General features: G+C 60.0%; 24 protein-coding genes. 14 read left to right on the forward strand and 10 right to left on the reverse strand.

The features are described 5' to 3' along the window. The first annotated feature begins 8 nt into the window (after positions 1-8). On the forward strand, positions 9-1,013 hold the full coding sequence (gene hrcA, locus WA157_RS06450; protein WP_301082186.1) for a heat-inducible transcriptional repressor HrcA: 1,005 nt from the start codon (positions 9-11) through the stop codon (positions 1,011-1,013). 493 nt (positions 1,014-1,506) lie between these two features. On the opposite strand, the gene purN is transcribed toward hrcA, so the two are convergent. Next, complete coding sequence (purN, locus tag WA157_RS06455) at positions 1,507-2,100, reverse strand: phosphoribosylglycinamide formyltransferase (protein ID WP_422620180.1); 594 nt, start codon at positions 2,098-2,100, stop codon at positions 1,507-1,509. Positions 2,101-2,113: 13 nt separating this feature from the next. Between purN and WA157_RS06460 the strand changes: the two genes are divergently transcribed. After that, complete coding sequence (locus WA157_RS06460) at positions 2,114-2,821, forward strand: YceH family protein (RefSeq protein WP_422620181.1); 708 nt, start codon at positions 2,114-2,116, stop codon at positions 2,819-2,821. Here the strand turns inward: WA157_RS06460 and WA157_RS06465 are convergent. Beyond that, a complete protein-coding gene (locus tag WA157_RS06465) occupies positions 2,818-3,609 on the reverse strand; it encodes a Crp/Fnr family transcriptional regulator (protein WP_422620182.1) in 792 nt (263 codons plus the stop codon). The two genes, WA157_RS06460 and WA157_RS06465, sit on opposite strands and share 4 nt — an antisense overlap. 361 nt (positions 3,610-3,970) lie before the next feature. Between WA157_RS06465 and WA157_RS06470 the strand changes: the two genes are divergently transcribed. Together WA157_RS06470 and WA157_RS06475 are read left to right on the forward strand one after the other, a co-directional pair. Next, on the forward strand, positions 3,971-5,152 hold the full coding sequence (locus WA157_RS06470) for an acyl-CoA dehydrogenase family protein (protein ID WP_422620183.1): 1,182 nt from the start codon (positions 3,971-3,973) through the stop codon (positions 5,150-5,152). A 35-nt stretch (positions 5,153-5,187) separates the two neighbouring features. Next, positions 5,188-6,303: an acyl-CoA dehydrogenase family protein gene (locus WA157_RS06475; RefSeq protein WP_422620184.1), complete on the forward strand. Its 1,116-nt coding sequence runs from the start codon at positions 5,188-5,190 to the stop codon at positions 6,301-6,303. A 49-nt stretch (positions 6,304-6,352) separates the two neighbouring features. On the opposite strand, the gene WA157_RS06480 is transcribed toward WA157_RS06475, so the two are convergent. Continuing rightward, positions 6,353-6,526: a hypothetical protein gene (locus WA157_RS06480; RefSeq protein ID WP_422620185.1), complete on the reverse strand. Its 174-nt coding sequence runs from the start codon at positions 6,524-6,526 to the stop codon at positions 6,353-6,355. Between the two features lie 114 nt (positions 6,527-6,640). Here WA157_RS06480 and WA157_RS06485 point away from each other — a divergent pair, with 114 nt between their 5' ends. From WA157_RS06485 to WA157_RS06500, 4 genes are all read left to right on the forward strand, one after another. After that, on the forward strand, positions 6,641-7,624 hold the full coding sequence (locus tag WA157_RS06485; RefSeq protein ID WP_422620186.1) for an MDR family oxidoreductase: 984 nt from the start codon (positions 6,641-6,643) through the stop codon (positions 7,622-7,624). 63 nt (positions 7,625-7,687) lie between these two features. After that, positions 7,688-8,020 carry a hypothetical protein gene (locus WA157_RS06490; RefSeq protein WP_422620187.1) on the forward strand — a complete coding sequence of 111 codons (333 nt, stop codon included), beginning with the start codon at positions 7,688-7,690 and terminating at the stop codon, positions 8,018-8,020. Between the two features lie 85 nt (positions 8,021-8,105). Beyond that, on the forward strand, positions 8,106-8,873 hold the full coding sequence (locus WA157_RS06495; RefSeq protein WP_422620188.1) for a FadR/GntR family transcriptional regulator: 768 nt from the start codon (positions 8,106-8,108) through the stop codon (positions 8,871-8,873). Then, positions 8,860-9,960 carry an NAD(P)/FAD-dependent oxidoreductase gene (locus tag WA157_RS06500; protein WP_422620189.1) on the forward strand — a complete coding sequence of 367 codons (1,101 nt, stop codon included), beginning with the start codon at positions 8,860-8,862 and terminating at the stop codon, positions 9,958-9,960. Before WA157_RS06495 ends, WA157_RS06500 begins: the two co-directional genes overlap by 14 nt. An 83-nt stretch (positions 9,961-10,043) precedes the next feature. Here WA157_RS06500 and WA157_RS06505 read toward each other — a convergent pair whose 3' ends face one another. Further along, entirely contained in the window at positions 10,044-10,919 is an 876-nt protein-coding gene (locus WA157_RS06505; protein ID WP_422620190.1) for a LysR substrate-binding domain-containing protein, read from the reverse strand. 145 nt (positions 10,920-11,064) lie between these two features. Here WA157_RS06505 and WA157_RS06510 point away from each other — a divergent pair, with 145 nt between their 5' ends. The 6 genes from WA157_RS06510 to WA157_RS06535 all read left to right on the forward strand — a co-directional run bounded on the left by WA157_RS06510 (position 11,065) and on the right by WA157_RS06535 (position 17,355). After that, positions 11,065-11,850 carry an SDR family oxidoreductase gene (locus WA157_RS06510; protein WP_422620191.1) on the forward strand — a complete coding sequence of 262 codons (786 nt, stop codon included), beginning with the start codon at positions 11,065-11,067 and terminating at the stop codon, positions 11,848-11,850. Between the two features lie 27 nt (positions 11,851-11,877). Further along, positions 11,878-12,597, forward strand: a complete 720-nt coding sequence (locus WA157_RS06515) for a ribonuclease activity regulator RraA (protein ID WP_422620192.1) — start codon at positions 11,878-11,880, stop codon at positions 12,595-12,597. Continuing rightward, a complete protein-coding gene (locus WA157_RS06520; protein WP_422620193.1) occupies positions 12,594-13,529 on the forward strand; it encodes a dihydrodipicolinate synthase family protein in 936 nt (311 codons plus the stop codon). Before WA157_RS06515 ends, WA157_RS06520 begins: the two co-directional genes overlap by 4 nt. Before the next feature lie 182 nt (positions 13,530-13,711). Further along, positions 13,712-14,671, forward strand: coding sequence for a TAXI family TRAP transporter solute-binding subunit (locus WA157_RS06525; RefSeq protein ID WP_422620194.1), 960 nt, complete (start codon positions 13,712-13,714; stop codon positions 14,669-14,671). A gap of 91 nt (positions 14,672-14,762) precedes the next feature. Then, positions 14,763-16,817 (forward strand): TRAP transporter permease, encoded by a 2,055-nt coding sequence (locus tag WA157_RS06530; RefSeq protein ID WP_422620195.1) that lies wholly within the window; start codon positions 14,763-14,765, stop codon positions 16,815-16,817. A 13-nt stretch (positions 16,818-16,830) separates the two neighbouring features. Then, positions 16,831-17,355, forward strand: coding sequence for a DUF1850 domain-containing protein (locus WA157_RS06535; RefSeq protein ID WP_422620196.1), 525 nt, complete (start codon positions 16,831-16,833; stop codon positions 17,353-17,355). On the opposite strand, the gene WA157_RS06540 is transcribed toward WA157_RS06535, so the two are convergent. Genes WA157_RS06540 through WA157_RS06565 form a run of 6 tightly spaced genes read right to left on the reverse strand, consistent with a single transcriptional unit; the run spans position 17,282 to position 22,565 of the window. Continuing rightward, positions 17,282-17,962, reverse strand: a complete 681-nt coding sequence (locus WA157_RS06540) for an HPP family protein (RefSeq protein ID WP_422620197.1) — start codon at positions 17,960-17,962, stop codon at positions 17,282-17,284. The genes WA157_RS06535 and WA157_RS06540 overlap by 74 nt on opposite strands. 45 nt (positions 17,963-18,007) lie before the next feature. After that, positions 18,008-19,240 carry a radical SAM family heme chaperone HemW gene (gene hemW / locus WA157_RS06545; protein ID WP_422620198.1) on the reverse strand — a complete coding sequence of 411 codons (1,233 nt, stop codon included), beginning with the start codon at positions 19,238-19,240 and terminating at the stop codon, positions 18,008-18,010. 17 nt (positions 19,241-19,257) lie between these two features. After that, entirely contained in the window at positions 19,258-19,857 is a 600-nt protein-coding gene (gene rdgB / locus WA157_RS06550) for an RdgB/HAM1 family non-canonical purine NTP pyrophosphatase (protein ID WP_422620199.1), read from the reverse strand. 39 nt (positions 19,858-19,896) lie between these two features. Further along, entirely contained in the window at positions 19,897-20,628 is a 732-nt protein-coding gene (rph, locus tag WA157_RS06555) for a ribonuclease PH (protein ID WP_422620200.1), read from the reverse strand. A gap of 15 nt (positions 20,629-20,643) precedes the next feature. Next, entirely contained in the window at positions 20,644-21,561 is a 918-nt protein-coding gene (locus WA157_RS06560; RefSeq protein WP_422620201.1) for a PP2C family protein-serine/threonine phosphatase, read from the reverse strand. Beyond that, positions 21,558-22,565 carry a serine/threonine protein kinase gene (locus WA157_RS06565; RefSeq protein ID WP_422620202.1) on the reverse strand — a complete coding sequence of 336 codons (1,008 nt, stop codon included), beginning with the start codon at positions 22,563-22,565 and terminating at the stop codon, positions 21,558-21,560. The genes WA157_RS06560 and WA157_RS06565 overlap by 4 nt, the downstream gene beginning before the upstream one ends. Positions 22,566-22,584 lie beyond the last annotated feature (19 nt).

The raw sequence follows: 22,584 nt of genomic DNA on the forward strand, positions 1-22,584 counted from the left end.
ATGCCCCCATGCTCGATGACCGTGCCAAGTTGTTATTGAAAGCGCTGGTTGAGCGCTATATCGCCGATGGGCAACCAGTGGGTTCGCGCACGCTCTCGAAAGCCTCGGGGCTGGAACTGTCACCTGCCACCATCCGCAATGTGATGTCTGATCTGGAAGATTTGGGCTTGATTGTCAGTCCGCACACCTCGGCCGGACGTATTCCGACGGCGCGCGGCTACCGCCTGTTTGTCGACACCATGCTGACGGTGCGCCAGGAGCAGTTCGCGGCCCACGTCCTGGCGCCCGATCAGCCGCAAAAAGTGATTTCCAACGCAGCCAACCTGCTGTCAAGCCTGTCCCAGTTTGTCGGCGTGGTCATCGCACCGCGCCGCTCCTCCGTGTTTCGCCACATTGAATTCTTGCGCTTGTCCGAGCGGCGCCTGCTGGTCATCATCGTCTCGCCCGAGGGTGACGTGCAAAACCGGGTGATTTTCACCGAGACGGACTATTCACAGGCGCAATTGGTTGAAGCCGCCAACTACCTGAACAGTCATTACGTCGGGCTGGCCATAGAGCAGGTTCGAGAGCGATTGAAAAACGAGGTGGAATCACTTCGCTCGGAAATTGCCAGCCTGATGCAGGCGGCCGTGGCGGTCAGTTCCGAGGCTATGTCGGAAACGCAGGACGAAGTGGTTATTTCGGGCGAGCGAAACCTGCTGGCAGTGACTGATTTTTCCAATGACATGGGTCACCTGCGCCGCGCATTTGATCTGTTTGAACAAAAAGCGCAGCTCATGCGCTTGCTCGATATTGCCGGTCAGGCCGAGGGGGTGCGCATCTTCATCGGCGGCGAAAGCCAGGTGGTCCCCTTCGAGGATCTGTCCATCGTCAGCGCACCGTACGAAGTGGACGGCCAGGTCGTCGGCACCCTGGGCGTCATTGGGCCAACACGCATGGCCTACGACCGCATGATCCAGATTGTGGACATTACGTCGAAATTGGTCAGCAACGCCCTGAGCTACCACAAGTAGGCCCTTACAATCTGCGCTTCGGGCCTCTAGCTCATGTTGGTTAGAGCAGCGGACTTAAAGTGGTTTTTTCCTCAGCCTCAGTCACTGAGAGTGGAACAAACAGATTGGGTTGCCTAGGCGCAAGTTAACTCTGCCCCTTGGTAGAACTGCTCAAAGTCGGGGAAACCTCTGGTGAACAATTACCGTGGCAATCCCGAGCGAAGCTCTTCTTTGGGAGAGAACGTGTAGAGACTGTACGGGCAGGTCGTAAAGACAAGAGACAGTCCAGACCACAAACCCGAAAGGGGCGACGAAAGTCGTAGTTGGTAAGCATAATCCGTTGGTGCCGTGTTCGACTCACGGGAGGCCCACCAAAAACAGCGCCGCAGTGTGATTCCACACTGCGGCGTTCTTGCGTCAGGCGTCGGTGAACAAAAGCGCCATCCGCACGGCGACCTGAGCAACAAATTTATGACAAATTTGGCTGCAGCCCCCGTTAAATATACGTATATAGCTATCTTTTTTGCAGCAAATCTGCAATCGCACGCGGATAAATGAGATGCTCCTGGGTGAGCACACGGCCCGCCAGCCTGTCTGCCGTATCACCCGGCAGCACCGGCACCGCGGCTTGCGCCAGGATCGGGCCGTGATCGAGTTCCGCGGTGACCTGATGCACGGTGGCCCCGACCACCTTGCAGCCCGCATCCAGCGCGCGCTGATAGGTGTGCAAACCCGCAAAGGCCGGCAGCAGCGACGGGTGGATGTTGAGCAAGCGCCCGGTATAGCGACCCACAAATGCGGGCGTGAGAATGCGCATAAAGCCCGCCAGCACCACCAGCGCGGGCTGCTCTGGCGCGTCAAAGCGGTCAATGATTTGGACCAATGCCGCGTCAAACGCCTCACGCGAAGCAAAAGCCTGGTGCTCCAGCACCTCGGTGGCAATACCGTGTTCACGCGCAAAAGCCAGTCCCCCGGCCGAGGCCTTGTTGCTGATAACGGCCGCCACCCGGGCCCCAAACTTGTCCTGCCAACCCTCGCGCTGCGCTGTCTTTACGATGGCGGCCATGTTGGAGCCGCTGCCTGAGATCAAAATAACGATGTTTTTCATATCGGCCCGAATTATGACCTTGACCCCTTCCCCCTTGATCACCCCCCTCGCCCCCTCAACGCCCTCGCCTGTTCTGACCCCGATCGAGGCGCGGGTGCTCGGCACCCTGATGGAAAAAGCCCGCACCGTGCCTGACAGCTACCCGCTCACGCTCAACACGCTGCTGCTGGGCTGCAACCAGAAGTCCAGCCGCGAGCCGCTGATGGAGCTCAGTGAGGCCGACGTGGCCGGTGCCCTGAACACGCTGAAAGAGGCCCATCTGGTGCGCGAAAGCAGTGGCTCGCGCACCACACGCTTTGAACACAACTTTCAACGCGGTATCGGGGTCTACGAACAGGCCGCCGTGCTGCTGGGACTGTTGATGCTGCGCGGCCCGCAAACGGCGGGGGAACTGCGCCTGAACACCGAACGCTGGTACAAATTCGCCGACATTTCCTCGGTCGAGGGCTTTCTGGAAGAGTTGCAAGACCGCGCCGCTGAAAAAGGGGGCCCGCTGGTGGTCAAACTGGCGCGTGGACCCGGCACTCGGGAGCAACGCTGGGCGCACCTGCTGTGCGGCCCGGTGGATGCGACGCAAACCGGGCTTGGCCGCTCGTCTGAAGGCCTGCCCGGCAACACCGCAGAACGCCTGGAACGACTCGAGTTGGAACTGGCCAACTTGCGTGAAACGGTGCAAAAGCTGTGCGCCGAGTTGGGCGTTTCTCCTCCTGAACCGGTCTAGGCAAAGCCTGACGCCAGGTGAAAGATTTGCGGCGGCTGGCTGGGAAAAAGTTCCGCGCGCTCGCCTACATCGTGCAGCAAACGCTGATGCTCCTTTTTGACCACCGCATAGCATTCACACACGCGGGTCTCCAAGCCCGCGCGGTCAAGCACGGTGATATGGCCGCGGTAATAACGAATGAGACCCGCTTGCTGCAAATGCCCGGCGGCCTCGGTGATGCCTTCACGGCGCACACCGAGCATGCAGGCGATATGTTCATGCGTCATGGTCAATTCATTTGAGGGCAAACGGTCGAGCGTTGACAGCAGCCAGCGACACAGTTGCTGCTCCACCGAATGATGCCGATTGCAGACCGCCGTTTGGGATAGCTGCGTCATCAGCGCCTGGGTGTAGCGCAGCAACAAGTGCTGCATCACCCCGGCACGGCGCCCGCCGGTGCGACGGAGTTCCTGCATCAGCACTTGCTCCTTCAGTCGGTAGCCATAGCCGCCGACACAGACGACGGCCGCTGTCGGGGTGGCATGGCTGCCCATGACAAGCGTAGTGCCAATAACGCCCTCACAGCCCACCCAAGCAATATCGGCCGTTGCGCCGCTCTCGGTCACGCAGTTCAGGGACACGATGGCACTTGTCGGGAAATAGACATGCCGCAGGGCTTGCCCGGATTCATAAAGAACTTCACCCTGCAACATCGCAACCAACTCCAGTTCCGGCGCAATGCGCGCGAACTCGACCGCCGACAAGGCAGCGAGCAGATGGTTTTGATTGCGGTTGAGCGCGGTATCCAAATGCGGTCTCCAAATGTTCAATGCAACGGCATGCACGTCATGCACACAAAATATCCGAATCGCGCCCTCTGTGCATTAATGTCACGCAGGGACAGGATCGCGGGAAATACCCACTGTGCTCAAGCCAGTCCTTGCGAGCCTTGCGTATTGTCAAGATTCCAGCAACCAGGCAAGTACAGGCGTCGCTCGGAACAGATGGTCGATGGCAGCGGAAATTTGAGAAAATTGTGTGCTGAACTCGACGTGTCACCACCTGGACAGGTCAAATCGAACGATCGTGCTAAAACCCGATTTCGGTGAAGACTAACTTGTACTCAAGTTATGTCGGAACCAAGAATACGGCTTATTTGGAGACTCCCCTATGGATTTGGCCTTTACCCCTGAAGAGCAGCAGTTTCGTGAAGACATACGCACCTGGGTGCGCGCGAACCTGCCCACTGATATTTCACACAAGGTGCACAACGCCCTGCGCCTGAGCCGTGACGACCTGCAACGTTGGGGCAAGATTCTGGGCAAAAAGGGCTGGCTCGGTCACGCTTGGCCCAAGTCCTTTGGCGGCCCCGGCTGGAGTTCGATCCAGAAGCACTTGTTTGAAGAAGAATGTGCCCTGGCCGGTGCGCCGCGCGTGCTGCCGTTTGGCCCGGTGATGGTGGCGCCAGTCATCATGGCGTTTGGCACGCCGGAGCAGCAGCAGCGCTTTTTGCCCGGCATTGCCAGTGGCGAGGTGTGGTGGAGCCAGGGCTACAGCGAGCCCGGCGCGGGCTCCGACTTGGCATCGGTCAAGACCAAAGCCGAGCGTCAGGGCAACAAATACATCGTCAACGGCCAGAAGGCCTGGACCACGCTGGGCCAGTACGGCGAATGGATTTTCTGCCTGGTGCGCACCAGCAATGAAGGCAAACCGCAAACCGGCATCAGCTTCCTGCTGATCGACATGAAGTCCCCCGGCGTCACCGTGCGCCCGGTGGTGCTGCTCGACGGCGAGCCGGAAGTCAACGAGGTCTTTTTCGACAACGTCGAAGTGCCGGTGGAGAACCTGATCGGTGAAGAAAACAAGGGCTGGACCTACGCGAAACACCTGCTCTCGCATGAGCGCACCAACATCGCCGACGTGAACCGCACCAAGCGCGAGCTGGAACGCCTCAAACGCGTTGCCAAGGCCGAAGGCGTCTACAACGACGTGCGCTTTCGCGACGAAATCGCCAAGCTTGAAGTGGACGTGGTGGCGCTCGAAATGCTGGTGCTGCGCGTGCTGGCGGCAGAGAAGTCGGGCAAGAACTCGCTCGACATTGCAGGCCTCTTGAAGATACGCGGCAGCGAGATTCAGCAGCGCTACAGCGAGCTGATGATGCTCGCCGCTGGCCCCTATGCACTGCCCCTGATCCAGGAGGCAATGGAAGCCGGCTGGCAAGGCGACTATCCCGGTGCGGCCGCCTGGTGCGCGCCGCTGGCTTCCTCCTACTTCAACCTGCGCAAGACCACCATTTACGGCGGCAGCAATGAAGTGCAGCGCACGATCGTGGCCCAGACCGTTCTCGGCTGAAGCCGCGGAACTCCAAAACAAGACAGGTGACCAACATGGATTTCGATTTCACAGACGACCAGGAACAATTACGCGACGCCGTGCGCAAATGGGTTGACAAGGGCTACAGCTTTGAGCGCCGCCGTACCACCGTCAAGGCCGGTGGCTTTTCACGCGACGCATTGCGTGAAATAGCCGAGCTGGGCCTGTGCGGCCTGTACATCCCGGAGCAATATGACGGCATGGGCATGGGCCCGGTCGAGGGCATGGTGGTGATGGAAGAGCTCGGGCGCGGCGTCGTGCTGGAGCCCCTCAACCAGAGCCTGATCGCGGGCGGCGTGCTCAGCGGCTACGCACCGCAGGCCGTCAAATCCGCCTGGCTGCCAAAAATAGCCAGCGGCGAAGCGCTGGTGGTGCTGGCGTACCAGGAACGCGCCGCTCGCTACCGCCTCGATATCTGTGAGGCAAAAGCGGCTCCAGCCCCCGTCGGATATACGCTGACAGCTACCAAAAGTATAGTTCCAGCAGGTGATCAAGCCGACGCCTTCATGGTGCCTGCCCTGCTCGACGGCCATTTGGCCTTGTTTCTGGTGGAGCGCAGCGCCAGCGGCGTCAGCACCCAAGGCTACGGCACCCAGGACGGCAGCCGGGCGGCCGAAGTGAGGCTGCAAAATGCCCCCGCCACGCTGATCACGCTGGACGGCTTGAGCGCGCTGGAGCACGCGGTGGACATCGGCATTGCTAGCGCCTGTGCCGAAGCAGTTGGCGTGATGGACAAAACGCTGGCGATCACCGCCGAGTACATGAACACGCGCAAGCAGTTTGGCGTGGCCATCGCCAGCTTCCAGGCGCTGCGGCACCGCGCTGCGGACATGAAAATGCAGCTCGAGCTGGCACGGTCCATGAGTTTTTATGCCGCGCTCAAACTCAATGCCCCCGCGCCCGAGCGCCGTGCCGCAATGGCGCGTGCCAAGTACCAATTGGGCAACTCCATGCGTTTTGTTGGCCAGCAGGCGGTGCAACTGCACGGCGGCATTGGCGTCACCGACGAATACATCGTGAGCCATTACTTCAAGAAACTGACCCAACTGGAAATGACGTTTGGCGACAGCCTGCACCATCTGGGTGAGGTATCAGAGCGGATGCAGGACACGGCAGGGGTGTTTGCTTAAGCCGTGCCGCGTTCCCGTCATGACACGAGGGTCAAGTGATCCAGACCTTTTAATCCGGAATCACGGCGCCAATCACCGCGCCGGTCGCCTGGACACCGGTCGTCACGACGGTTGCAGCCACCGTCACGACCGCATCGGCAACGGCCACGACTGCACACCCGGAGCACATCAGAACGGTGATGACGACCACGATTTTTCCCACTGCATCGACAACTCGTCTCATTTCGATTCTCCGGCTATTTGAGTTGTGATTATCGGGCGTCGCTGCTCTTGCGCTTGCGCGTTCGTGCCATAAACTACAAGCGAATGTTTCATTTTTTACAGCCGGGGAAATAACATGTTCAAAGGAATTCTCATCACCAAGGACGATGCCGGCTACAAGGCCGCGCTTCAGACCATCGACGAGGCCGTGCTGCCTGCCGGCGATGTCACGATCCAGGTCGAGTGGTCAACGCTCAATTACAAGGACGCGCTGGCGATCACCGGAAAATCACCGGTGGTTCGTCGCTTTCCCATGGTCCCAGGCATCGATTTCGCGGGTACCGTGCTTGAAAGCACCAACGCAGCCTGGCAGGCGGGCGACAAGGTCATACTGAACGGCTGGGGTGTGGGCGAAACCCACTGCGGGGGTCTGGCTGAAGTAGCGCGCGTCAAGGGCGAGTGGCTGCTTGCTCTGCCGAACAGCTTCACAACACGCCAGGCCATGGCCATCGGCACCGCCGGCTATACCGCCATGCTTTGCGTCCTGGCACTGGAAAAGCATGGCATCGAGCCGTCCGATGGTGAGATTCTCGTCACCGGCGCCAACGGTGGTGTGGGCAGCGTCGCCGTCGCCTTGCTTGCCAAGTTGGGCTACACGGTTGTCGCGTCAACGGGGCGCAGCGCCGAGGCCGATTACCTCAAGGCGCTGGGCGCAAGCCAGGTCATCGATCGCAGCGAACTCTCAGCACCCGGCAAGCCCATCGGCAAGGAGCGCTGGGCAGGGGTGATTGATACCGTCGGGAGCCATACGCTGGCCAATGCCTGCGCCACCACCCAATACCGCGGTGCGGTAGCCGCTTGCGGACTTGCGGGTGGCATGGATTTCCCGGCCACGGTGGCGCCCTTCATCCTGCGCGGCGTGACCCTGTATGGCATCGACAGCGTCATGGCCCCGCTCAAGGTTCGTCAAGAAGCGTGGCAGCGGCTCACCCGCGACCTCGACATCACCAGGCTCGAAGCCATCACCCGTGAAATAGGGCTTTCGCAAGCCATCGCCGTGGCAACAGAATTACTGGACGGCAAAGTGCGCGGTCGAGTTGTGGTTGATGTGAAGCGTTAAGAGGAAGCCGGCTGCAAAGCCCAATATCCCGCAAAAATATCGCTTATTCCGGATTGATTACAAATGACCCTGCGCATCAGCCTCTACGTCATCGCCGCCTCCCTCATGGGGGCTCATTTCTTCAGGATGGGCAACTTCCTTGTGCTTGGCCTGTGTTTGGCCACACCCCTGCTGTTTTTTTACAAAAGCCGCTGGAGTCTTTTTTTGTTGCAGCTCGCGGCCTATTGCGCAACCGCGAGCTGGCTGGGCACAGCCGTTTCACTGGTCCAGTTTCGGCAGCAAATCGACCGGCCCTGGACGGCTGCCGCCATTATTCTGGCTTCCGTCGCCTTGTTCACGCTGATGACGGGCGTGCTGCTGAACGCCCGCAGCATGCGTGAGCGTTACCCTTTCTAGCCCGTTCCAACACTCGAAATAGCGCTGGTCAAAATCCATCTGGCTATAATTTGTCATGCAGCCTTACAGATAAATTGGAGCCTTGATGATCGATCCGCTGGAGCGGCCCTCTTCTCTTGTGGAGCGGGTCGTACACAAACTACAGACCGAGATTCAGTCAGGGGTCTATCCAGCCAACACACGGTTGCCGGCCGAGCAAACGCTGGCCGACAACTTCAAGGTCAGCCGCCCGGTCATCCGGGAGGCCATTGCCCGGCTCAAGGTCGATCAGATTCTGGTGACGCGCAAAGGGTCGGGGGCCTATGTGTCAGACAACCCGGTGGGCAACGCCTACCGGCTGGCGGACAGCAGCCAGGCGGGTGGGCGAGATATCAATTTTCAGCACGTCTTTGAGTTGCGTTATTGGGCCGAATGTGCAGCGGCCGAACTCGCGGCGCTGCGGCGCACCCCGAACGATTTGCTGGCCATGCGCTGCGCGCTGGATGACATGGATCGCAGCGCGGGCGATTTTGCGGCCGCCGGTGTGGCCGACCTTGCCTTTCACCGGGCCATCGCAATTGCCACCGGCAACCCGTATTTCTCGGGTTTTGTTGACTTTCTGGCGCACCAGTTGCTTGAAACCCGGCGCCTGGCGTGGGAAAACTCGGCGCAGCGCGCGGTCGGGCCATCGCCCGCGCAACAGGAGCACCGCTTGATTCTGGCGGCCATCGTCGCCGCTGATCCGAACGTAGCGCGCGAAGCGGCGCGCGCGCACCTGCTGGCCGCCTCGAAGCGGCTTGGATTGACGCTATCGTTCAAGGCACTGGCGTCCTCCATATATCCGCCGGAACAGCCCGCGCATGGAACGCGTTGACTGCGTCGTGATCGGTGCCGGCGTGGTGGGCCTGGCGGTGGCGCGCCGCCTGGCGCAGGACGGGCGCGAGGTGATGGTGCTGGAGGCTGCCCACAGCATCGGCACCGGCACCAGTTCCCGCAACAGCGAGGTGATTCATGCCGGCATTTACTACCCACCCAACTCCTTGAAGGCAACCCTGTGCGTGCGGGGCAGGCAGTCGCTCTACGCCTATTGCGAAAGCCGCGCCATTCCCTATCGGCGCTGCGGCAAACTCATTGTGGCAACCGATGCCGGGCAGTTAAGCGCGCTGCAAGCCTTGCGGGAAAAGGCCGATGCCAATGGGGTGTTTGATCTGCAGAGCTTGACGGCCGCGCAGGTCAAGACCATGGAGCCCGATATTTTTTGTCTGGCTGCGCTGCTGTCACCCAGCACCGGCATCATTGACAGCCATGCCTTCATGCTGCAACTGCAAGCCGATGCCGAGCAGGCCGGTGCCTTGTTCGCCTTTCAGTCGGCCGTTGAGGGTGGCGAGATCACGTCCGACGGCATCGTCCTGCGCGTCGAGGGCGCCATTGAGCCCCTGCTGGCCCGCAGCGTCATCAATTGCGCCGGCCTGCAGGCGCAGCAGGTGGCCGCGCGCCTGGTCGGCCTGCCCGCAGCCAGCATTCCCCCTTTGTTTTATGCCAAGGGCAACTATTTTTCATTCAGCGGACGGGCGAACTTTTCGCATCTGATTTATCCGATGCCTGAAGCTGGGGGACTGGGCATCCATCTCACGCTGGACTTGGGCGGACGACCACGCTTTGGCCCGGATGTGCAATGGGTATCAAGAATTGACTACGCCGTGGACCCAGCTAGGCTGGCCACCTTTCAAAAACAGATCCGCCATTACTGGCCGGGTGTGGACGCGGGCACTTTGCAGCCCGACTATGTCGGCATCCGGCCCAAACTGGCGGCGCAGGGCGCACCGGCCGCAGATTTCCGAATTGACGATCACACCCGGCATGGCATCCCGGGCCTGGTCAATCTGTTTGGCATCGAATCGCCCGGACTCACCGCCGCGCTGGCCATTGCCGACCATGTGGCGCAAAGCCTGAAGGTCTGAGCGCCCGAGTAGCGGCGGCGCCTGCCAACCCGGCGCTGAGCCGGCCAAGCCAGTTCAGCGTGAATCCCTTTGCCCGCAGCGTTCTATCCAGCTTGTGCGTGACGCATTGCCTCTTTTTGAAAAGCATCGACCAGCCGAATGCGAGAAGACCCCTGGTTCCAGATCAAGCCGATCTCCCGGTTTTGGTGGGGTCGTGAAAGCGGAATTTTTTTTAGCGAGAGACCTTGTGGCCACGGCGGGGCCCAGTCCGGGATCAAAGACACGCCTAAATTCTGATCCACCATGACGGCAATCGCGTCCAGCGCATCCAGTTCAAACCGGACTTTCGGGGCCAAGCCTGCCTGCTGCAAATAGCGTTCCGCCAGGTAACCGCCCCATTGATTTTTGTCGTAGCTGATAAAGGGGTGACTCATTAAAAGAGCATGGGGGTCGTCTTGCGTGGTCGTGGTCGAGGCGATGACGATCAATGGCTCTTTTCTCAGATTGACCCAGTCCAGCACTTTCGGAATGGGAAACCCCGGCTTGACAATGATGGCGGCATCCAGATCGCCATTGTGAACACGTCGATACAGACGTTCCGAGGAACCGGGCTCGATGAAAACTTCAATTTTTGAATGTAATCTGACCAGTCGTCCGAGAATGTGCGGAATCATCCCGGTCAGGGCGGTTGCGATGGCGCCAATCCTGAGTTCACCAGAGAGATTTTCGTGGTCGACCACAAAACGCAGGTCGTTGAAATCTCTTAAAACACTTCGGGCCCGCAAGGCAAGTTTTGCACCGGCTTCGGTCGGGCGCACCGTGCGTCCGGCTCGCATGACAAGCTTGGCTCCCATCTCGGCCTCCAGCGTCTGCAAGCGTTGCGCCACGGCCCCCGGCGTCACGTTCATTTGACGCGCAGCGTCAACCAGCGTGCCACTGTTAACAACCGCAATCAAAGTTTCAAGAAATAAGGTGTCCATAACGTAGAAAAACTGCTTCCTGAAAGGATGATAGCGGTCTTTACCTATCTTTCCGAAACCCCCACACTCGCGCTAGCATTTTTGGATTGAAGAAATTCCACCCTTGAGGCGTCTTTCGCCAATGCAATCAACATGGAGACTGTTTATGGATATGGGATTAGCAGGTAAGACTGCACTGGTGCTTGGCGCAGGTGGCGGATTGGGGTGTGCCATTGCCAGCTCATTGGCACGCGAAGGGGCCAACATCGCGGTTGCCGATATCAATGAAGAGTCGCTCATGCGCACCGTTGAGTCGGTGCAAAAAGCGGGCGGCACCGCACTCCCCCTGCTGTGGGATATTGGCGACCTGTCGGTGGTGGATGCGCGCATGCTGGAAATTGAAAGCCGGTTTGGTAGCGTGGATGTACTGATCAACAATACGGGTGGCCCACCGCCCACCACGGCGTTTGGTCAGGACGCAGCCCTGTGGACTCGCAGTTTTCAGAGCATGGTGTTGTCGGTGCTGGCCATCACGGATCGTGTGCTGCCGGGTATGCGTGTCAAGAAGTGGGGACGGATCATCACCAGCACGTCTTCCGGCGTGGTTACCCCCATCCCGAATCTGGCGATCTCCAATGCGCTGCGTTTGTCCCTGGTCGGCTGGTCCAAGACGCTGGCACGCGAAGTGGCGCAGGACGGCATTACCTGCAACATTATCTTGCCCGGCAGAATTGCAACCGAGCGCATCAAGTTTCTCGATGAAGCCAAAGCGAAAAGAGAAGGACGCGCCGTGTCGCAAGTCTGTGCAGAAAGCACCAGCGCCATCCCCATGGGCCGCTACGGCAACCCGGAAGAATATGCCGATGTCGTGACCTTCCTGGCCAGCACGCGCTCGTCCTATATGACGGGGTCTACGTTACGCGTGGATGGCGGACTGATTTCCAGCATCTGATACCCACACGGCAAAACGAGGTAAACCATGACCACAGAAACACTCCCCCTGGACGCAGACCTCATCCGCACGCTGTCCAATGTCACAACGGCGACCCTGACGACAGTGCTCCTGAAAAAAGGCCTTCGTCATGTCTGGCTCAAAGGCACCATGCCGATCAAAAGCGATCAACCGCGTCGCGTTGGACGGGCCTTCACCTTGCGCTTCGTCCCTGCACGCGAAGATCTGGCCACGCCGGAATCCTGGTCTTCACCCATCTCGACACGGGCGGCCATCGAAGCCATGCCCGCCGGCTGTATTGCCGTGGTCGATGCCATGGGCGTGACGGATGCCGGCATTTTCGGTGACATCCTGTGTACGCGGATGAGCAAACGGGGCGTTGCAGCTCTTGTCACCGACGGCGTGGTGCGCGACTTGGTGGGTGTGCTCGCGAGCGGATTTCCGGTCTGGTGCGCAGGCACGGCGGCGCCGCCGTCGGTGGCAGCCCTGACGTTCGTGAGTTGGCAGGAACCGATTGCCTGCGGTGGCGTCGCCGTTTTTCCTAACGATGTCATCGTGGTTGATTCAGATGGCGCGGTGCTCATTCCGGCGGCTCTGCTGGAAGAGGTGGTGGCCTTGTCTGTCGAGCAAGAACGCCTTGAATCATGGATCATGAACGAGGTCGAAAATGGGGCGGCCTTGCCGGGACTTTACCCCCCGAATGCCGCGGCAAAGGCCCGTTATGAAGCGTCAAAAGTGAAAGCATGAATAAATTAGCTGCAAGCGCCAAGGGCGCTTATTTGATTGCCATCACCCCGTTTGCAGAGAACGGTGCGCTCGACCTGGCAAGCACGGATCGGATGGTCGATTTTTATCTGGCAAAGGGCGCATCGGGCCTGACCATTCTGGGCATTCTCGGAGAAGCAACCAAGTTAACCGCTGAAGAATCAAAGCTGTTCACCCAACAGGTGCTGCAGCGTGTGAATGGCCGTGTCCCGGTCGTGGTAGGGGCATCATCCGCAGGATTTGCGCCCATGCGTGAATTAACGCAGAGCGTGATGGCGCTGGGTGCCTCAGGCGTCATGATTGCGCCCCCTGCTTCAGTGCGCACCGATGATCAAATCGTGGCCTACTTTGACATGGTCAACGAGACGCTTGGCAGTGACGTACCCTGGGTTCTGCAGGATCATCCGGTCTCCACTGGCGTGCAGATGTCAACCGGCGTGATTTTGCGCATCATCAAAAATTCACCCACCTGTGTGATGCTCAAGCATGAAGATGCTCCTGGCCTGGCCAAGTTGTCGGCGATTCGTGCTGCGAGCGATCGGGGCGATGCAAGGCGTGTGGCTATCCTGACGGGCAACGGCGGCGGACTGTTCTTGCCGGAAGAGTTGACGCGCGGCGCCGACGGCGCCATGACCGGCTTTGCCTATCCAGAGATGATGGTCGATGTCATCACGGCCCATGCGGCCGGTGAGATCGAAAAGGCGCACGATATTTTCGACGCCTATCTGCCGCTGGCACGTTATGAGCAACAGCCCGGCATCGGCCTGGCGGTGAGAAAACACATCATGGCCCAACGCGGTGTCATTGCCTGCGCGACGCTGAGAAAGCCCGGGTTACAGCTGTCAAACTCTGATATGGCCGACATCACCCGTTTGACAGAACGGCAAACCAGACGCCTGCAGGAACTTCAATAAGTTCAGACATTCTCGTTCCGACGGAATCCTCGTTGGCACATCACACGTCCGGCAGGGCACCCAGGCGCGGGAAAACCCTTAAACATTGGCACTCCCCGGCTGATCATTCAAGGTCTATTTGTTGTATTCTGTAAGGCAGTCTGACAAAAACTCTTTAACCCTGATCACAAGGAGACAGTTCCATGCGTTTTATCCACAAACTCGGTCTTGCCCTGGGCCTTGGCGCCGCCATTGCCAGCAGTGCTGGCCTGGCGCAGCAGGCGCAATTCATCAACGTGCTGACCGGCGGTCAAAGCGGCGTCTACTACCCGCTGGGGGTATCTCTGTCGCAGATTTTTGTCAAAGCCATTCCCAATGTGCGCTCCACCGCGCAGGTCACCAAAGCCTCTGCTGAAAACCTCAACCTGCTGCAGGCCGGCCGGGGTGAATTGGCGCTGTCACTGGGCGACTCGGTGTCAGACGCCTGGCAAGGCAAGGAAGAGGCCGGCTTCAAGACCAAACTCGACAAGCTGCGCGGTCTCTCGGCCACCTACAACAACTACATCCAGATCATCGCCAGTGCCGACTCCGGTATCAAAACGCTGGCCGACCTGAAAGGTAAACGGGTATCGGTTGGCGCCGCCAAGTCGGGCACCGAACTCAACGCGCGTGCGATTCTGAAGGCCGCCGGCCTGAGTTACAGCGACCTGTCCAAGGTGGAATATCTGCCGTTTGGCGAGTCTGTCGAACTGATGAAAAACCGCCAGCTTGACGCCACGCTGCAGTCGGCTGGATTGGGCGTGGCCTCCATCCGCGACCTGGCGACCTCGGTCAAGATCGTTGTCGTCTCGGTGCCCGCTGATGTGGTTGCCAAAGTCGGTGACGCTGCCTACCAGAGCGTCATGATCCCGGCCAACACCTATACCGGACAGACCACCGATGTGCCTACCGCCGCCATCCCCAACTTTTTGGTGACGCACTCTGGCGTGTCCGATGAACTGGCCTATCAGATGACCAAAGCGATGTACGGAAACCTCGACACGCTCTACGCCGCGCACAACGCTGCCAAGTCGATCAAGCGCGAGAACGCCATCAAGGGCATGCCGGTCCCCCTGCACCCCGGTGCCGCGCGCTACTACAAGGAAGTTGGCCTGATCAAGTGATCTGCTAACCACCATCAGGGCGATCCCGGACAGGCCAGGCAGACAACTGCCCGGCCTGTCATCGTAATTTTTCCGATTGACTCGAGGTTTTATGAGCGACAGCAACGACGGCCAGCGCAGCGAGCTTCACGGCGCCATTTTCTGGGTGGCGATCTTCTTTTCCAGCTTTCAGCTCCTCACGGCGGCCTTCAGCCCGCTGTCGAGCCAGGTGGTGCGAACAGTGCATGTTGGCTTTGTGCTGCTGATGGTCTTTGCTTTGTTCCCACCCTTTGGCGGCCAGGGGAAAAATGGGGCTCTTTGGCGGGCGCTGGGCTGGTTGCTGGGCCTGACCGGCTTTGTCTTCAGCCTGTACCACTGGTACTTCGAGGCCGACCTGACGCAGCGCGCTGGTGAGCTGATCCCAATGGATTGGGTGATTGGCGTCGTGACCATTACCCTGGTGTTTGAAGCGGCCCGGCGTGTCATGGGTTGGGGTCTGCCCGTGATTTGCGGCACTTTTTTGCTGTACGCCCTATTCGGTGAACACCTGCCCGGCGTGCTGGCACACCGCGGTTTCGGACTCGACCAAGTCGTCAGCACCCTCGGTTTCGGGACTGAAGGCATTTACGGCACGCCGACCTATGTGTCGTCATCCTATATTTTTCTCTTCATCCTGTTTGGTGCTTTTCTAGAACAGGCCGGGATGATCGACCTCTTCAATGACTTTGCCATGGGCATGGTGGGCCACACGCGGGGGGGGCCGGCCAAGGTGTCGGTGATCTCGTCAGGCCTGATGGGCACCATCAACGGCTCGGGCGTGGCCAACGTGGTCACCACCGGCCAGTTCACCATTCCACTGATGAAGCGCTTTGGCTACAGCTCGGCCTTTGCCGGCGGTGTCGAGGCGACCTCGAGCATGGGCGGGCAGATCATGCCGCCGGTCATGGGCGCCGTGGCTTTCATCATGGCCGAGACCATCAACGTGCCCTACATCGCCATCGTGCGGGCGGCGCTGATTCCAGCCATTCTGTACTTTGTCACCGCGTTCTGGATGGTGCACCTGGAAGCCGGCCGCAAGGGGCTGCTCGGCCTGCCCAAGGATGAATGCCCCAACCCCTGGACGGCGGTGCGCCTGCGCTGGTACTTGCTGCTACCGCTGGTGGGTCTGGTGACTTTGCTTTTCTCGGGCTACACGCCCTTGTTTTCCGGCACCGTGGGGCTGGCCCTGACCGTGGTGCTGATCTTTGGCGCGGCCTCACTCAACGGCGTCAGAAGTCTGGCCCGGCGCGCCCTCTTCTGGATTCTGCTGGGCTTCGCCTGTGCCGGCTTCTTCCAGTTTGGCGTGGGAACTTTTTTTGTCATCGTCGCCCTGCTGTTAACGCTGACTTTCATTCGCCGCACCGGCGGTGATGCGCGCAAACTCGCGGTACGTGCGCTGGTGGATGGCGCGCGCCATGCGCTACCGGTGGCGATTGCCTGTGCGCTGGTCGGCGTGATCATCGGCGTCATCAACCTGACCGGGGTGGCCGCTGAACTGGGTGGACGCATCATCGCCGTGGGCGAGAGCAGCCTGTTTTTGGCATTGCTGCTCACCATGGTGATTTGCCTGGTGCTGGGCATGGGCATTCCGACCATTCCCAACTACATCATCACCAGCTCGCTGGCAGCACCGGTGTTGCTCAAACTAGGTGTCCCGCTGATCGTGTCCCATATGTTTGTTTTTTACTTTGGCATCATGGCCGACCTGACACCTCCTGTGGCGCTGGCGGCGTTTGCGGCGGCACCGATTGCGCGCGAGAGCGGCTTGAAGATCAGCATCCAGGCGATGCGAATAGCGATTGCCGGATTCATTGTGCCGTTCATGGCGGTCTATAGCCCGGCGCTGATGCTGCAAGGTGGCGACTGGTTAGACACCACCTGGATCGTGTTCAAAGCCTTGGTCGCAGTCGCCATGTGGGGCGCTGGCGCGGTTGGCTTTTTGATCACGCCGCTGAACTGGATCGAGCGCATCGTGGCGATTCTGGCAGCGAGCTTGCTGGTGGTGGCCCTGCCTTTTACCGATGAGACGGGGCTGAGCCTGATTGCGCTGTTCATCTTGTGGCATATCTGGCGCAGCCGTCGTGTACGCGGGCAGTCTGGCCGCCCCGCCCCCGCCACGCCAAATTGAACCACCACCGCGCATGATCCTGGGCGTCTGCCTGACATTGGCTGCCACACTGGGCGGCGCGTCACCGCAGACGGTTTTCATCCCGGTGGAACGCTTCACACTGGCCTGGATGCACTCGATTGAGAAAGTGCGCTGGGAGGAAGACTATGCCGTGGTGGAAGGCGCTGAGCCGACTCAAACCCCGGTGCTGCAGGCGCTGCAGGCGCGGGTGCGCGGCTCGGCCGCTGGCATGGAACCACCACCGGACGCCCGATTGCGCGACGGCTGGTACGAATACACGCCACAAATTCGGCGCCCGCTTGAGCTGCGGCTGACACGATCCATTTACACGGCGGACTACGACTGGTGTACCCATGGCCAGTGTCGCCCGATGTCGGACTGGCTGGCGTCCGATGGCGACATCACCCTGCTGAGGCCGTGCCGCTCCGGCCCACCCGGCCCGGTTGACCAACCCGCCCCAGGCCTCAGCCCCACAGGTCAAGTGGTGGATCCGTCACTACCGCCCGCAAAATATCCGAGCGCGACACAAAACCAATGACCAGACCCTGCTCATCCACCACCGGCAAGCCTGGCAGGCCGGTATCGAGCAACACGCGCGCCACCCGGCGAATGTCGGTGTCCGGGGCCACGCTGGGCACTGGGGTCCACATGATGTCCAGCACACTTTGCGCCAGCAGCGCGCGCCACACCAGGGCATGACTGTCGGGTGTGGGCAGGCGCTCAGGCCGCAGCAAATCAGCACGCGACAACAGTCCCACCAGGGTGCCGGCCGCATTCAGCACCGGGGCCTGGCCCACACCCTGCTGGGCCAGCGTCTGCCAGGCTTCCTGCACAGTGGCGGTATCAAGCAGGGTAATCACAGTCCGGCTCATCAAGGCATCGACCAGCTTCAGGGGCTGGCGCGGCTGAGTCACCCCCTTTTGACTCTCAGCATAGGCCGCCAGGGCGCTGCGATGGGCCCCGTCGCTCGGGGCCGCTTGCTGCGCCAGAGCGGCATAAGCGGCTTCAGCGGCCGGGTCGCTCCCATCACGTCCCACGGCCTTAATGGTGTTGGAACGCGCGATGGCACCAACACCGCCCACCTGGCGCAGTTGTTCCATGGAACCACGAAACAATTGCCCTGCCACACCATAGATTGAGAACATGGTCTGCCCCTTGTTTTATTCGGGCCGACTATAGCCTGCCAGGGGTCAACGGTGCTTGGGAAGAAACAGCGACTGCAAGTCACTCAAAAAATCAAAACCGCGCACACTGGGCGTGACGCGGGCCAGGTCGCGCACGATCAAACCCTGCGCCTCCGCCTGCTCCAGCGCCGCTTGAATGGCGGTGATCGCCAGACCCGTGCGCTCTGAGAACAGTTGCAGGGCGAAGCCGTCTTTCAAACGCAAGGCATTCAACATGAACTCAAACGGCAAATCGGCCCGGCTGACCTCTTCGTCCTGCGCCAGACAATGGCCCGCCAAGGCTTGTTCCATGTAGCGCCCGGGCTCGCGAAACCGCACCTGGCGCACCACCCGGTGCGCAAAACTGAGCTTGCTGTGCGCGCCTGCTCCGAGGCCCAGGTAGTCGCCAAACTGCCAGTAGTTGAGGTTGTGAAAGCAGCGGTGGCCGGGAGCGGCATAGGCCGACACTTCATAGCGCTGCAGGCCTGCTGCGCCCGTCATGTCGGTGATGAGGTCCAGCATGTCGTAGGCTGTATCGTCTTCAGGCAGCGGCGGTGGATACTTCGCAAAGTAGGTGTTGGGCTCGATGGTGAGCTGATAAATCGAAATATGCGGCGGCGCAAACGACAGCGCACGCGCCATGTCTTGCTTGACGTCGGCCAGCGTTTGCCCTGGCAGCGCGTACATGAGGTCCAGGTTGAAAGTGTCAAACGCCTGCGCCGCTTCTTCCACAGCGGCGAGCGCTTGCGCGCTGTCATGCACCCGCCCCAGGGTCTTCAAGAATGAGTCGTTAAAGCTCTGCACCCCAACCGACAAGCGGGTCACGCCCGCGCCGCGAAAGGCCCGAAAGCGATCTTTCTCAAAGGTACCCGGATTGGCTTCCAGCGTGATTTCGCAACCCGCCTCCAGCCGCAGCCGCGCCCGGATGCCGCTCAGCAAGCGGTCGATGGCCTCGGGTGAAAACAGGCTGGGCGTGCCGCCACCGATAAAAATGCTGTGCACCGTGCGGCCCCAAGTCAAAGGCAAGGCGGCCTCCAGGTCGGCCATCAGGGCCGCCAGGTAGCGCTGCTCGGGCAGCTCGGCGGCGCGCATCTCGTGCGAGTTGAAGTCGCAATAAGGGCACTTCTTCAAACACCAGGGCAGATGCACATAAAGCGACAGCGGCGGCAGGGCGGCCAACTGTAAGGTGCCGGGGCGCAGGTAGTGCCCGATGTCATGCGGCGCCGAAGTTGCCTCAGTGGCGCAAACAACAGGAATCATGCGCAGTCCACCATGCCTTACAGCCAGCGCTCGCGCATCAGCGCCAGCATGGCGCGGGCGGCCCGGCCCCGGTGGCTGTTGGCGTTCTTGACCTCGACCGGCAATTGGGCAAAGGTCTGGCCGAATTCGGGGATCAACATCACCGGATCAAAACCAAAACCGTTGCTGCCCACCGGCGCGCGAGCAATCTCACCCACCACGCGGCCAACGGCAATCAAAGGCTCCGGGTCTTGCTCCGAGCGCACCGCCACCAGCGTGCTCACCAGCGCGGCACGCCGGTTGTCGACATCGCGCATTTGTTCCAGCAGGGCGCGCACGTTGTTGTCGTCGCCTTTTTCATAGCCAAACCGGGTGGCGTAGAAGGCCGTTTGCACCCCCGGCAAACCCCCAAAGGCATCAACACACAGGCCGGCATCGTCGGCCAGCGCGGGCAAGCCGCTGTGCGCGCTGGCATGACGCGCCTTGGCCAGCGCGTTTTCGACAAAGGTGTGATACGGCTCAGGCGCCTCGGGAATACCGAGCTCGCCTTGGCTGATCAACTCAAACCCGAGAGGAGCCAACATGGCGCGCAGCTCGGCCAATTTGCCGCGGTTGTTGGATGCTAAAACAATTTTCATTAAATAGGGCTGAAGCCCCCGTGAAATATGGATAGTTAGCTATTTATTTAATAGTGAAATCTTTTGCAATGCAACCAGATCGCTGATGCCTTGTTCGGCCAGCGCCAGCAAGGCATCCATCTCCTGGCGCGAAAATGCCGCGCCCTCGGCCGTGCCCTGCACTTCCACAAATTGACCGGCCCCCGTCATCACCACGTTCATGTCCGTGTCACAGGCTGAGTCCTCGGTGTATTCCAGATCAAGCAAGGGCGTGCCGTCGACGATGCCAACCGAGATGGCGGCCACATGGTCGCGAATCGGCGACAGCTTCAGCTTGCCTTGCGTCAGCAACTGAGTGACCGCGTCCTGCGCCGCCACAAACGCACCGGTGATGGCCGCCGTGCGGGTGCCGCCGTCGGCCTGCAAGACATCGCAGTCGAGGTGAATCGTGCGCTCACCGAGCAGACTCAGGTCAAACACCGAGCGCAGAGCGCGACCAATGAGACGCTGAATTTCCTGCGTGCGCCCGCTTTGCTTGCCACGCGCCGCCTCGCGCTCGTTGCGGCTGTGGGTGGCACGCGGCAGCATGCCGTATTCCGCTGTTACCCAGCCCTGGCCACTGCCTTTTTTGTGAGCTGGCACTTTTTCTTCCACCGAGGCCGTACACAACACTTTGGTGTTGCCGAACTCGATCAGCACCGAACCTTCGGCGTGCATGGTATAGCCGCGCTGAATTTTGACCGCTCGCAACTGGTTGGCAGCGCGTGCGCCGACTCGCAAAAATTGATGCATAGTGAAATGGTGAGCCTAGGCGCTCTTTTTAAGCGCCGAACGGCGAATGGCTTCGTTAATTTCAGCGATGGAGCGCTCAATGGCGGCATCGTCCAGGTCTTCCAGCGCCGCGTCCAGCGTGTCGGCCTGAAACGTTGAGGCAAAAAATCCATCACTGAGCGTGTCAGTTGAAATACTGCCCCGGGTTGATTCAAACCCATCGGGCATTTCCCACTCAAGCGCGATACACGTCACGTTATCGCTTTTATCGCCGGCCGTGCGCAGTGCGCTTTCCACCAGCTGCGGGACTGCTTCACTGACTGGTTTATGCGCCAGACAGTCAACAATGTCGGCCTCGCTGAGTCGGTCCCACAAGCCGTCCGAGCACAACATCAGCTTGTCGCCCTGTTGCAGGGCAACGGGTCCGGCGATGTCAAACACCGGCTTGGTTGGCGAACCCAGGCAGGTAAACAGGACGTTGCGGTTGATGCGCTCCGCCGGTTTTTTACCTGCTGCAGTGGCCCGCTGCTGCTCGAGAAACGAGTGATCGCGGGTTCGCACCAACAGTTCGCCCCGGCGCACCAGATAGAGCCGGGAGTCACCGCAATGAATCCAACTCACGGCCCCATCCTGCACCAATGCCACCACCGCCGTGGTGCGCGGCGTATCGAGCATGCCGTTTTGAATGGCATGCTGCAAAATCTGGCGATGCGCCGTCAACACCGCAGAGGTCAAAAACGCAGCAATATCAACGATTTTCGGCTGCGCCTCTTTCTGGTACATGGCCGCGATGGTCTGCAACGCCAGCTGCGCCGCGACTTCCCCCTGCGGGTGGCCCCCCATACCGTCAGCAAGAAAAAAAATGCCCGATTCGCGCGTGTAGCAATAGCCCATGCGATCTTCGTTTTTTTCCCGCGAGCCTTTGCGGCTGATCTGAAAAATGGAAAATTTCATTTGATTTTCGCGCCAAAACGGGTCGCTTTCTGGACACTCTTTTTCGTATCTGACACCATGGTGTCGAATTGAAGTCGAACTTTTTCAGTCACACTGAGCCTGGTATAGCGACGCTCACCGGCGCGGCTCAGCTCTTTTTGCAGAGCAAACACCGACTGCGGCCGCGACAGCGGATCGAGCGACATGCACCACTCCACGATCTCAATCAGGTTGTCAGAGTAAACACCGCGCATACGCGTGAGCGCCATGGCAATGCGGTCTTTTTCAAGCCGTTGCGGCGCCTCATTGGGTGGGTAACCCAGCATGCAGGCATAAATACAGGCACCAATGGCGTAAATGTCGGTCCAAGGCCCCATGGCGGCATCGCGCCGGTACATTTCAGGGGCGGCAAAGCCGGGGGTGTACATGGGGCGGACGAAATTGCCCTCTTTGCTCAACACTTCACGCGCCGCACCAAAATCAATCAGCACGGACTTATTGTCATCCGTGATAAAAACATTGGCTGGCTTGATATCCAGGTGCAGCATCTTGTGCTGATGAACAATGCGCAAACCACGCAGAATTTCGTCAAACAGGGACCGAATGGTCGACTCCCGGAACACTTTGGCCTGCTTGAGGTCTCGCGCCGTGACGATGAAATCCTGCAGCGACGCGCCCTCCAGGTAATTCATCACCATGTAAACGGTTTCGTTCTCCCTGAAAAAATTCAGCACGCTCACCACGGAGGGATGTGATATCTGCGCCAGCGAGCGGCCTTCTTCAAAGAAGCTCTTGAGGCCAAGCCGGTACAGGGACAACTTTTCCGGCTGCACCTGCGGCAGCAATTCACCCGCCACGCGGGTCGCCAGCGCCGACGGCAGGTACTCCTTGATCGCGACTTGCTGTCCCTCGCCATCTTCGGCCAGATAGACCACGCCAAAACCGCCCGCCGCAACTTTGCGGACAACGCGGTAACCACCGATCAGGGTATTGGGCGCTAAGGGTGCGGGTCTGACCTTTGACATATTTATTGAACGAACTCCG

Source organism: Rhodoferax ferrireducens, from assembly GCF_049302455.1.
Taxonomy (GTDB): Bacteria; Pseudomonadota; Gammaproteobacteria; order Burkholderiales; family Burkholderiaceae_C; genus Rhodoferax; species Rhodoferax ferrireducens_B.